This window comes from Aquicella siphonis (genome assembly GCF_902459485.1).
Taxonomy (GTDB): Bacteria; Pseudomonadota; Gammaproteobacteria; order DSM-16500; family DSM-16500; genus Aquicella; species Aquicella siphonis.
In genome coordinates this window covers 2,400,140-2,411,764 of record NZ_LR699119.1, presented here as the reverse complement: position 1 = coordinate 2,411,764, position 11,625 = coordinate 2,400,140, and the positions used below count along the sequence as shown (strand labels likewise).

General features: G+C 49.7%; 12 protein-coding genes. 6 read left to right on the top strand and 6 right to left on the bottom strand.

Features of this window, described 5'->3' with window-relative positions; translation table 11 throughout:
* Positions 1–91: 91 nt before the first annotated feature.
* From AQULUS_RS11180 to AQULUS_RS11165, 4 genes are read left to right on the top strand one after another with little or no spacing between them, the layout of a single operon-like run.
* Positions 92–1,240 (top strand): D-alanine--D-alanine ligase family protein, encoded by a 1,149-nt coding sequence (locus tag AQULUS_RS11180; RefSeq protein ID WP_148340223.1) that lies wholly within the window; start codon positions 92–94, stop codon positions 1,238–1,240.
* 11 nt (positions 1,241–1,251) lie between these two features.
* Positions 1,252–2,727: a TolC family protein gene (locus AQULUS_RS11175; protein WP_148340222.1), complete on the top strand. Its 1,476-nt coding sequence runs from the start codon at positions 1,252–1,254 to the stop codon at positions 2,725–2,727.
* A complete protein-coding gene (locus tag AQULUS_RS11170) occupies positions 2,728–3,870 on the top strand; it encodes an efflux RND transporter periplasmic adaptor subunit (RefSeq protein ID WP_148340221.1) in 1,143 nt (380 codons plus the stop codon).
* Complete coding sequence (locus tag AQULUS_RS11165; protein ID WP_148340355.1) at positions 3,863–4,525, top strand: ABC transporter ATP-binding protein; 663 nt, start codon at positions 3,863–3,865, stop codon at positions 4,523–4,525. Before AQULUS_RS11170 ends, AQULUS_RS11165 begins: the two co-directional genes overlap by 8 nt.
* A gap of 75 nt (positions 4,526–4,600) precedes the next feature.
* Here the strand turns inward: AQULUS_RS11165 and AQULUS_RS11160 are convergent, their stop codons facing one another.
* Positions 4,601–5,908, bottom strand: a complete 1,308-nt coding sequence (locus AQULUS_RS11160; protein ID WP_148340220.1) for a preATP grasp domain-containing protein — start codon at positions 5,906–5,908, stop codon at positions 4,601–4,603.
* Between the two features lie 9 nt (positions 5,909–5,917).
* Complete coding sequence (locus tag AQULUS_RS11155) at positions 5,918–6,961, bottom strand: inosamine-phosphate amidinotransferase 1 (protein ID WP_148340219.1); 1,044 nt, start codon at positions 6,959–6,961, stop codon at positions 5,918–5,920.
* Between the two features lie 277 nt (positions 6,962–7,238).
* Between AQULUS_RS11155 and AQULUS_RS11150 the strand changes: the two genes are divergently transcribed.
* Positions 7,239–8,438 carry an acyl-CoA dehydrogenase gene (locus tag AQULUS_RS11150; protein ID WP_148340218.1) on the top strand — a complete coding sequence of 400 codons (1,200 nt, stop codon included), beginning with the start codon at positions 7,239–7,241 and terminating at the stop codon, positions 8,436–8,438.
* Positions 8,439–8,497: 59 nt separating this feature from the next.
* Here the strand turns inward: AQULUS_RS11150 and AQULUS_RS11145 are convergent, their stop codons facing one another.
* From AQULUS_RS11145 to AQULUS_RS11130, 4 genes are all read right to left on the bottom strand, one after another.
* Complete coding sequence (locus AQULUS_RS11145) at positions 8,498–8,797, bottom strand: hypothetical protein (protein WP_148340217.1); 300 nt, start codon at positions 8,795–8,797, stop codon at positions 8,498–8,500.
* A 133-nt stretch (positions 8,798–8,930) separates the two neighbouring features.
* The gene (ccmB, locus tag AQULUS_RS11140; RefSeq protein ID WP_148340216.1) at positions 8,931–9,602 is read right to left on the bottom strand and encodes a heme exporter protein CcmB; all 672 of its coding nucleotides are present in this window, start codon (positions 9,600–9,602) and stop codon (positions 8,931–8,933) included.
* Positions 9,596–10,228, bottom strand: a complete 633-nt coding sequence (ccmA, locus tag AQULUS_RS11135) for a cytochrome c biogenesis heme-transporting ATPase CcmA (RefSeq protein ID WP_148340215.1) — start codon at positions 10,226–10,228, stop codon at positions 9,596–9,598. The genes ccmB and ccmA overlap by 7 nt, the downstream gene beginning before the upstream one ends.
* Before the next feature lie 86 nt (positions 10,229–10,314).
* A complete protein-coding gene (locus AQULUS_RS11130; RefSeq protein ID WP_148340214.1) occupies positions 10,315–10,968 on the bottom strand; it encodes a hypothetical protein in 654 nt (217 codons plus the stop codon).
* Between the two features lie 277 nt (positions 10,969–11,245).
* Between AQULUS_RS11130 and rpsO the strand changes: the two genes are divergently transcribed.
* Positions 11,246–11,515 (top strand): 30S ribosomal protein S15, encoded by a 270-nt coding sequence (rpsO, locus tag AQULUS_RS11125; RefSeq protein ID WP_148340213.1) that lies wholly within the window; start codon positions 11,246–11,248, stop codon positions 11,513–11,515.
* Positions 11,516–11,625: the final 110 nt, after the last annotated feature.

Here is an 11,625-nt window from a genome sequence, read left to right as displayed (position 1 = left end):
CCGTTTTTCTGATGAGCCCATGATGGCGGGACAACACGCCGCCTGGAATAACGGTTAACTCACTTATTATGATTCTAAGTAGGTTATTGTCATGAAGCAATCGGATAAAATCCGTGTCGCTGTCCTTTATGGAGGGCGATCGGCAGAACATGAAGTTTCATTACGGTCTGCTGCAAATGTCATCCAGTATCTGGATACGTCACGCTTTGAAGTCATTCCCATCGGCATAGACAAGCAGGGGAATTGGTTTTTGGGTAAAGAGGTTTTCGCGAACAGCCTGGAACATAACAGGGTTTCCAGACTGCATGACAATAGTCAAACCTGGTTTGCGCCAGAATGGATAGGCAATCCGGCCGAGGGACATCAGTCGCGCGAGTTGATTGCCAAGGGGGGACTATCCGGTCCGCATTTTGACGTGGTATTTCCAGTTGTGCACGGGACCTTGTGTGAGGACGGCACCCTGCAGGGCCTGCTGGAAATAGCAGGTCTGCCTTATGTGGGCTGCGGTGTGCTTTCATCGTCCGTCGGCATGGATAAGGATGTCTCCAAGCGGCTTGCCATGCATGCCGGCATTAATGTCGCGCCTTATATCATGATCAAACAGGATCAGTGGCAGTTTAACCAAGACCATTATGTGCGCGAGGTTTCGGATAAATTATCCTATCCGGTATTTGTAAAACCGGCCAACACGGGCTCCAGCATAGGCATCACCAAAGTTAAATCACAAGACCAGTTAAGCGCCGCCGTTGAAGAAGCATTCCGTTTTGATACCAAGGTTCTGGTGGAAAAAGCCTTGAATGTGATGGAACTGGAAGTCGCCGTGCTGGAATCACTGGATAGGAGCGCAGACCCTATTGTGAGTGTGGTTGGCGAAGTCAGGCCTACACATGAATTTTATTCCTATGACGCAAAATATATGGATGAAAACGGTGCCGAACTGTTAATCCCCGCGCCGGTCTCCGGTGCAGTCAGGGAGCAGGCACAAACTGTGGCGAGAAAACTTTTTCAGGCCCTGGAATGCGAAGGCATGGCCCGCGTGGACTTGTTTCTGGACAAGCACAGCCAGCAAATTTATTTCAATGAAATTAACACCATTCCTGGTTTTACCCAGATCAGCATGTACCCAAAACTGATGGAAGCCACGGGCATATCTTACCAGGACCTGCTGACACACTTGATCCAGCTAGCGATTAAGAGACATCAAAATAAAAGCCGGCTTAAAAGAAGCTATGCCGGCTAGACCATAATGACATGAGAAAGACAGTATTCCTTTATTCCTCGATGGTGTTCGTCTGGTTATGGAGCATCGCTAACGCAATCGCAGCCTATCCGGAACAGGATTCGAAGAACAAGGGAATGCCGCAATTATCGCTGGATGACGCTATTTTACTGGCGGTTCGCAGCAATCCGAATGTGCAGTCTTCCCGTCTGAGCTATGTGGCGCAAAAATTCAGTCTCTGGGTTCAGGAATGGCAATTCTATCCGCATTATTCCTTTCAGGCTTCCGCGGCATTTTCCAATAACCGGATATCAGGCCAGTCATCCTCGGGTTCGCATAATTATGATGTGCAGCCGGCGGTCTCTCTGGTCACACCCATAGGGACGACATTGACTCTTTCTGCCAGTAACCCTGATATCAATCATTATAATCCGGGAATATCGCTGCAAATCATGCAACCTCTGATTCGAGGATTTGGCAAAGCGGTAGTGGAAGCTTCTTTGAATGATGCGCGGGATTCCACAGTCATCTCACGCCTGAACATAGAAGGCGTGCTGAGATCCACGGTGACGGATGTCATTAACGCCTATCTGGGTGTCGTGTCTGCGGAGCAGACGGTTGTGATTGATGAGGATGCCGTGAAACGCGCGGAAAAATCGGTGGAACAAACCCGATTATTCATCAAGGCGGGACATAAGGCTGGCAATGAGCTGGTGACGGTGGAAGCCAACGTCGCCAGCGCAAAGACCCAGCTGGAAAATGATAAAAACAGCCTGGCGCAAGCGCGCTATGCCTTGCTGACGGCCATTGGTCTGGACCCCAATGCCGATATCCGGTTCAGCAGCCTGGATGTGCAGAGTCTGATACGGAAATATCATCTGCCCGCACTGGCTGAAGCGAAAAAACTCACGCTGGAAAATGATATACAGTATCAAACGGAAGAGATCACTCTTCATGGACAGAAATCCCGGAATTTAATGGTCGCGGAAGATAATACTCGCTGGAAGCTTGATTTTACCGCAAACGTTGCGACAGGCAGCGGTTCGGGCGGAGGATTGAACGCGGGAATTAACAGTGTTTTTAACGGTGCCAATCAGGCGCAAAGCGTGGGATTGACTCTGCAAATCCCGATTGACGATCAACAATCCAAGCAGGCGGTGGTTAATGCCAAAATTGCCTTGAAGCAGGCGGAACTGGCGCTGTTGCAGGATAAATGGAACAAGGAGACCGGCGCGATCAATAGCTGGAACACGGTGGTGAGCGCGGAAAGAGCGCTGCGTTTCGCTGTAGACGCGCAAACATTGCAGGAAAAAACTTACCAGGTCAGTTATCAAAAATATCTGCATGGGCTGATTGATTCCCTGGAATTGCAATCAGCCCAGCTAAGCCTGATTCAGGCCCAGCAGGCATCACTCAATGCCCGCATCAATTACCTGCGTGCGCTGGTGAATCTGGACCTGATCATTGGAAATACGCTCAGGACCTGGAAGATAAACGTGAGGTTATAAATGAAAAGATATGCGCTAGGTATCATCGCTGTTTTGTTTTTTCTGGTCTTGTACGGCTGCTCCCGCGAGTCTAAATCCTCCGAAGGGCGCGTCGTGACCATTGGAACCGATGCTGTTTCCAGTTCATTGTATTACACGGGCACGATACAGCCATTAAAAACGGTGGTGGTGCCAAGCCCTGTTGACGGAGTCGTCGTTGACATGCCGTTTCAATATGGCGAAGCAGTGAAAGAAGGGCAATTGCTGTTCAAGATATCTTCCGCGAAATTTCTCGCGGATTACAAGACCTCGCTGATGCAGTATATCAAGACGAAAAGTGATTTCAACACCGCCCAGTCACAGTTAAAGGAAGGAGAATTCCTGCATAAAAACCAGTTGATTTCGGATGATGATTTCAAGATGAAACAATCGAATTATTATGCGGCGCAACTGGCATTGGTGCAGGCGAAAGACACGCTGGAAAGTTTGCTGCGCCAGCTGGACATTAAAAATATCAATCTGTATTCGCTCACGATCGCTGATATCGATAAAATCACACAGGCCATGCATTTGCAAATGAACTCGGAAAATCTGCGCATCCTGTCTCCCGCAAACGGAATCATTTTGTCACCCTCAAAAAATGATGAAGACAGCAAAAAGACCATGAAGGGAGACGCGGTGAAACAGGGAGATGTACTGGCTCTTGTCGGCGATATGAGCGGCGTGAATGTGCGAATCAAAGTCAATGAGTTGACTGTCAATCAGCTTAAGACAGGACAAAAAGTCAAAATTACAGGCATTGCGTTTCCTGACTATATCCTGGAGGGAGAAATCAAACGGGTTGACCGGCAGGGTGAAAATACCGGCGGCGGGCTGCCCGTATTTTCTGTGGAAGTGAGCGTGCTCACACTCACAGCCGACCAGCAAAAATACATTCATGTCGGCATGAGCGCGAAAGTCCAGATTGATATACGGGAAGATCCCCAGATCATGATCCCCATCAAGGCGCTGACGGAAATAAATGGCGATCCCTATGTCCGTTCTTATAATGAGAAGACGGGAAAGACACAGGAAGTCGCCGTGAAAACGGGAAAAACGACTCTTGATGCGGTTGCGATTCTATCCGGGTTGAAAACAGGAGATAAAATTGTCGTACCTGATTAAGCTGGATAATGTCACGAAGGTCTATCATCTGGGCGCCAATACATTTTCCGCGCTGAAAGGCGTCGATTTTGAATTACAGCGCGGGGAAATGACCGCCATTGTCGGTGTTTCCGGATCAGGAAAATCCACGCTCATGAATATCATCGGCTTTCTTGACCATTGCACGACAGGACGATATTTCTTCTCCGGTCAGGATGTTTCTCATTTATCGGAAGAAGAACTTGCTGTGATACGCAATACAAAAATCGGGTTTGTGTTTCAGTCCTTTTTTTTGCTGGCGCGTTCCAATGCCCTGCAAAACGTCATGCTCCCGCTTTTTTACCGCGGCACGCCGCGCGAGCAGGCCAGGGAAATGGCCATGCACATGCTGGAAAAGATCGGTGTCGCTCATCTCGCTCACCACAGACCCAATCAGTTGTCAGGCGGACAGCAGCAGCGTGTCGCGATCGCCAGAGCCCTGGTCGGCAACCCGGAAGTCATACTTGCAGATGAACCCACAGGCGCCCTGGATTCGCAGACCGGAAATGAAGTCATGCAGTTATTCACGGATTTGAACGATCGGGAAGGCCGCACAATCGTGATCATTACTCACGACAGTGATATCAGCCGCCGCTGCCAGCGTACGGTCATGATAAAAGACGGGAGAATGATCTAGCGGGAGTGCATGCCGCATTTGGCGCGGTTCGATAGGCATCCTTCATTCTTCTGGCGCTGTTGGCAATTCCAAATATTAACGCAGCAAAGCCAGCACTTTTGCTTCCAGCGCTGCCGCCGCCTGCGGATTGGGCGCGGCCAGCAGCAATTCCATTGTCCGACCGTGTTTGCTATCCGCGAACAAGATCGCCGCGCCTTGATTTTTTCCCTTTCTGTACAACAAGTCCTGATGCTGCAATTGCCGATGAATCTCATCAAACGATGAAATCTTCACATCCCTGCGCGTCATGATTGTATGTCGACGGGCATAATCGTGTCCCAGATGACGAACAGCAAAATAATGCGCGCTGCTTTCCGCGCCGGGTCTCACATTGATTTCTGTGAATAAGATCGTCCCGTTGCGCAGGCGGATGGCGTCGCAGCACAAATATCCCTGATATCCTTTTTTCTGCAGCAATTTAGCGAGTGTCATTGCATGTCGGCACAAAATGCCTTTCTCATCCGCACTCAAGGCCGCGGCGGGAATCTGCACGCCCAGCCAGGTTGAATCCATGCGGATTTCCGCCTCATACAAAATATCAGGCGTCTTGGCCGCTTCCGGCACGCAAATCTGAATGGTAAACGTGCCGGTGTTAGGATAATACACTTCCAGAATGATTTTTTGCCCGCGGGTCGCGGTTTGCTTCCATAATTTGTCAGCAACAAAAGGAATGGAGTGTTTGTCATGGATGACCAGGCTTTCACTGACTCCCTGAAATCGCGCCGTGAAATTTAATGATACGCCGATATTGCCACGTCCTCCGCCATTGTGTTCTTGTTTCAGGATTAACAGCCCTGTTTGATCAAACAGATTCCGCATGCCTGCGGCCAATTCAGCGGGGGTATGACAAACGGTTCCTTCCGCGATGGGGATTTGATGGAGTTTCGCCGCGCGCCTGAAAAATGCCTTGCTGTTCGCGCGCCTGAATCCGTCCTGATGCGCCCACGCGCGCATGTCAGGATGGACGGGAATATTCAGATGGTCAGCGAGATCAAGCATGGCGCGATTGAGGTAACAAGACTGGATATGCCAGTTTTTACCCGGGCTCATTTTGTCGCTCAGCCGGCGGCGAAATTCTCTGTCCGCATAGACAACGCTGGAAGCGGATGAAAACAGGTGTTCAAAAGTGACAATAGAAATGTTGTCACTGTTCATGCATTGAACGCCGGCGAAATACATCAGATAATCTCGATCCGGCATTTCCGGCACGACCAGAATATCGCGAGCTTCCATGCGCCATAAATACCGCAAATGATAGGATTGTCTTGCCTGTGCTTCCTGAATCGTCAACTTCCCGTTATCACGATAAATATCAAGCGCGTTTGCTATCAGTATTTTCCCCATGGCGGCCTCTCATGAAAAGTAATCTTCCAGTTTTCCCTTGCGGCGAACATCCAGTGTGATGCAATGAAAACCGCCCCCCAGCGTTCTTCCATGCCGTAATGCGAGCGGAATGACACGGATACCGTGTTTTTCCAGCATCCTGATCAGAGGGAGCTGATGACTGTCAACAACAGCGAGATCTGGCGCCAGCATTAACAGATTCATGCCCAGCCAGACTGACGAAAATGAACCTGCGTTGGAATAGTGGTATTCGATCATTTCAGGCGCAATCAGCAAATCCCATTTTTCAAGCAGCGGCGGCAGATTATTTTCCGTGACGCGGGCGGGATTGATTAATGCCAATCCCGGCCGTAACAGGCTGATGGTGCTGTCTATATGCATGGAAGAATAAAGACCGCGGCACGGATGTACGCGATAGTCATTGCCAAGAAACCCTTGAAGCCATTGCCATCCCAATTCATTTCCCGAGTCGGACACCAGATAAAAGAGATCTTTTCCGGCGCGCAAGACGTTCGCGGCATCGAAGACCGGCTCATGGTTTTTTAGCGCCGGTTGATTTTTATCTGTATCGTTATAGAGGGAATCCAGCAGCCGGGGTTTGGGTGCGGCAACCCAGCGCGCGCCGCTTGTCATATATTCCATCAGAATATTTTTATAGGCGACGGATTCAAAATAGCGCGAGCGAAAAACATTGGGTGTTTCAATGACGGTATTGCCTATGGCGAGTAAAATATCACGGGGACAATAGCTGAAGTAATGTTCCGCTTCAAAGTCCAGTGTTTTAAATGTGCCTTCAAACAGAACGGGATCGGGTCTTTTGACCTGGATGTTTAATTTCAGCAGGGTTTCTATGAATATCTGAATGTCTTCTTCTGTTTCTTCAATGATTTGTTGCGGAATCGCGCCCGATGTCAGGGAGTCAAACAAATCTGCGGATGCTTGCCGCAGCACCTGGAAGCCTCTGTCCAGGTGCGGCATGCGGGCATGTAAGGGCGTGCCGACCAGAATCTCTTCTACGGGGTCCCATTCGTTATAGACATTTATTAATGACATGATGTGTCTCTCCTCCTAAGGTGTTATTCAGACTGAGCGGATATTTAAGCGATTTTTCCATGATTAAAATAATGAATTAATTTATTCAGATGATGAAAATAAATGATCAAAACAAACCACTCTTTCCGGAGTAGGGCTATTTGCATTTTTCATCAAGCCGGAGATGGCAATACCCTGATAACTAGGGCAGAATCATGGGCGGCATCCCCTGCCTGGCGCAGGGGACAGAATAAAATTATCAAGCTGTCAAAGTCGAAAAATGATAAAAGGAGATACCATGGCTAAAGCGAAAGAATCGTCATACCGCTGGGACGACCCGCTTTTTTTGGATGATCAGCTCACCGAAGAAGAACGCATGATACGCGATTCCGTGCGCGCGTTCGCCCAGGAGAAATTACAGCCGCGGGTGATTGAAGCGTTTCGGGAGGAAAACACCGATCCCTCTATCATGCGGGAAATGGGTGAAGCCGGGTTGCTGGGCGCGACGATACAGGGCTATGGCTGCGCCGGCGTCAATTATGTTTCTTATGGCCTGATTATGCGTGAACTGGAAAGAGTGGATTCAGGTTACCGCTCGTGCGCGAGTGTTCAGTCCAGCTTAAGCATGCATGCTATTTATGCTTATGGCAGCGAAGAACAGAAACAGAAGTTTCTGCCAAAAATGGCGAAAGGTGAATGGACAGGCTGTTTTGGCCTGACAGAACCCAATCATGGTTCGGATCCTGGCGGCATGGATACTCGCGCAAAAACCGTGCCCGGCGGATTTGTGCTCAAAGGCAGCAAGATGTGGATCACGAATTCCCCTGTCGCGGATGTGTTTATCGTATGGGCACGTAATGACCAGGGCAGAATACGCGGATATATCCTGGAAAAAGACATGAAGGGATTGTCCGCGCCGGTCATGCATGGAAAACTAAGCCTGCGCGCATCCATTACCGGAGAAATTCTGATGGATGATGTTTTTGTGCCCGCTGAGAACGAACTTCCCAGGGCGGACGGTTTATCCGGGCCATTGGGCTGTCTGGACAATGCGCGCTATGGAATCGCATGGGGCGCGTTGGGTGCGGCGGAATTTTGCTGGCATGCCGCGCGGCAATATGTGCTGGACCGCAAGCAGTTTGGCCACCCTCTCGCAGCCAATCAGTTGATACAGCACAAGCTGGCTGTCATGCAAACCAATATTACGCTGGGATTGCAAGGCTGTTTGCGTTTGGGCCGCCTGAAAGACGAGGGTCGAGTGGAATCACCCATGATTTCCATGATGAAACGATTTTCCACCCTGACCGCACTGGATGTGGCGCGTGAATCACGAGACATGCATGGCGGTAACGGGATCACGGAAGACTTTCAGGTCATACGGCACATGTTAAATCTGGAAACGGTCAAGACTTACGAAGGAACAGCGGACATTCACGCGCTGATTTTGGGGCGCGCCCAAACCGGCATCCAGGCTTTCAAGCCGTTGGGAAATCCATAGACTGTGCCAGGAATAGAAACAGAAACCCTCTGTGAAGCTTGAGGGTTTCTGTTAGCTGGTTATTTACTCATTCTGATGGAGGCTTTTTCTGACTGCTCGGGCTGTGATGCGTCAGGCAAAGAGGCGGCGCGGACCGGGAGCGAAGATGACAGCCGCTGATTCAGATCATCCAGCGATGTTTGCAGGCTGGGCTGATACGCGTTGGGGTGATAATAACCTTGGGCAATCAAATCTTGTTCCTGATGATCAGATTTATGGATGGTTAACAAATCCTTGTCATCAGGTAAAAAGGCGTGAGGTTTCTTTTTATCGTGCGAGGCATCTTTTTTCAATTTCACTACAATTCTGGCTGTGCTCATTTTATGTCTCTTTATAAGTAATCAGTTTTTGAAAGGAATAGCGGATACTAACAAAAAAAACCATAGGGTCAAGAAAAGGATAAGCGAGCGTCGATTGTTCTGCCGGAACACACGATTTTTGTCCGGCTTCAAATTAATCATCCATGCTCACACGCACGGCCGCGGCGACCGCCCATGGCACCAAGGTAACGGTGAATACGGAGAGTCCGGCCAAAAACGCCAGAGGCCCGGCAAGAGAAAGTCCTGATTGAGACTGCTGGACAATATTCACGCCGAAAATAAGCACGGGTGTAACCAGGGGTAAAATCAATAATCCCAACAATACGCCTTGTTGCCGCAAACCAAGGGATAATGCCACTCCCAGGCTGCCGATGAGTGTGAGAATGGGTGTTCCAAACAACAGGCTCAAACATAACGCGAGTGTCGTGGCCAGTGAAAGATGGAACATGATACAAAGCAGAGGAGTCAGCAGTATCAGCGGGAATTCTGTGACCAGCCAGTGTGCGCCCAGTTTTGCTCCCATGATCAAGGATAACGGGGCCGGGCCCAATAATAGCTGTTCAAGATGCCCGTCTTCACTGTCTGTAAAGAAAAGATATTCTACTGACAATAGACTGGCCAATAGCGCGGCAATCCAGATGCAGCCCGGAACATACTTTTGCAAAAAAGCCGGATCAGGCGTGAACGCGAGTGGAAAGAGGCTGATGACGATCGCAAAAAAACCAAGCGGGTAAAGCCATTCCTGTGAACGCCGCCAGGATAGTATCAATTCTGTGTAAAATACATACCAAACAGTTTTTAGCATGAGGGAAGCCTCAGCGTCGCAGTCGTTCCGGACTGCAGCGGCAACAGGTGATGCGAACTGATGATTGCCATTCCTCTCTTTTGCAGGTGTGCTTCAAGATGTGAGAGAAAGAGAACCTGAGTGTCCGCATCCAGTGCGGTGACCGGTTCATCCAGTATCCATAGGGGTTTGGGCAGCATTAACAGACGGGCTAGCGCGAGGCGGCGCTTTTGGCCCGCCGATAAATTTTTTGCCGGCATGGCCTGACATGCTTGTAAGTTCCAAGAATGTAAAACGTCTTCGGGCGTTGCTGAAGCCGGCTCTAGCGACAGACTTTGCGCTAGCTGCAGATTTTCAATCACGGTCAGACCCAGTTTAATGCCGTTTGCATGACCGATGTAATGTATGTGCTTCCAGTATTCTTCACGCGCATGTTGAATGTCGCCGCCTTGCCAAAGAATTTCACCGGACGAAGGTGTGGCGAGTCCGGTCAGCAAACGCAGCAGACTGGATTTTCCTGATCCATTGGGCCCTTCGATCAACAGCGCTTCCCCGGCCTGGACTTGGAAGCAGAGATTGGCAAAAAGCGGCCGCTGCTGACGGATACAGCAAAGATTGCGGACTTGTAGTCTAGGTTCTGTATCCATTGCGCACCCATGAGATAGTCGGCCGATTCTAGCGAAAACCGTCCCGACCGGCAATCTTGAGGAAAAACGCCGAGTGCCGGCAGGTCTTAGTCAAACAGATATCGTATGCCCAGCCCTACATCATTAGAGCCTGTATTACCCGCGTGATATAAGCCGTAAGCACCGGACCGATGATGTATGCGTGCGACCAGTTGCAGCCGGGGGTTGCCGGGCGGAGCAAAAGTGGCCTCCAGCATCAGGTAATTTAGCAGTCTTTTGGTGTCGGAGCTGGATTTGCTTTCCAGAGAAGGAATGGATGTGCCGTACGAGATGCCTTCCCCTATGGCAAAAGAGGTATTGACGTAGGCATTCCAGGGCAGATTGGCCCACCGCCCTTCCACATAAGGATTAAACTCATAAATAGTATGCTGATTGCTGCCATTGCGAACAGTGATATTGGCGGAGACCTGAACGACCCCGACCAGCGGGTTGACCAGGCGTCGCAGGAAGTTGTTTTCACTGAGGGTGCGGGTTAACTCTAGCGACTGGACATGTTCCGGCCAGCGATGAAACTGCCCTTCAAACATTTGCCCCAGCGCGTCAGAACCTGTAATCCCATAATAATACATGACCGCCCAGGGATATTGATCATAAAGCTGCTGGCCTTGTGGATATGCTATTAATGAAGTGTTTTTCGGCAAGACCGTGTTGACGGGTTTGCTTTGCTCTATTCCGGCTGCGCTGGAAGCAGAATACATCATGCTTATGCTCATGATCAGGCAATTTTTTATTTTATTATATGACATGATAAGTCTTACTCTCTGTTTGTGGTGGCGTCTCTGGCCAGAACCGGCGGGCTATCTTACCTGATTTGACGGCCGATTCAAAAGGGTGCCATGCAGTCTGATGGCCGGGGGCTGGCACCGGCACCCGTACTACATTCTATACAAGGGGTCTTGTTACGGAAGGAGCTCCCGGATACAATAACGGGCTTTTATAGAATTCTATAAGTTCAAGTTTTTAGTGGAGAGTGTATTCATGGCGTTAACTACAGCTGCAAAAGCGCAGATTGTCAAAACTTACAAACGAAGCAAAAATGACACGGGTTCACCGGAAGTGCAGATTGCGCTGCTTACCGCACGCATTAATTCTTTGACCGAACATCTGAAAGTTCACAAGCACGATTTTCATACCCGCTTCGGATTAACCAAAATGGTGAGTCAGCGCCGCAAGCTCATGCGCTATCTGAAAAGCCAGGACTCACAGCGTTATCAGCACATTATCAAAGAGTTAGATGTACGCGGTTAATCAGCACGCATTCCCTTCCGCACCTGGCTTCCGCTGTTTCCATCGTACATTTAGCAGGCGGTCAACCACCAGGTGCGGCAGGATAAATCTTCAATCTTAACTATATAATT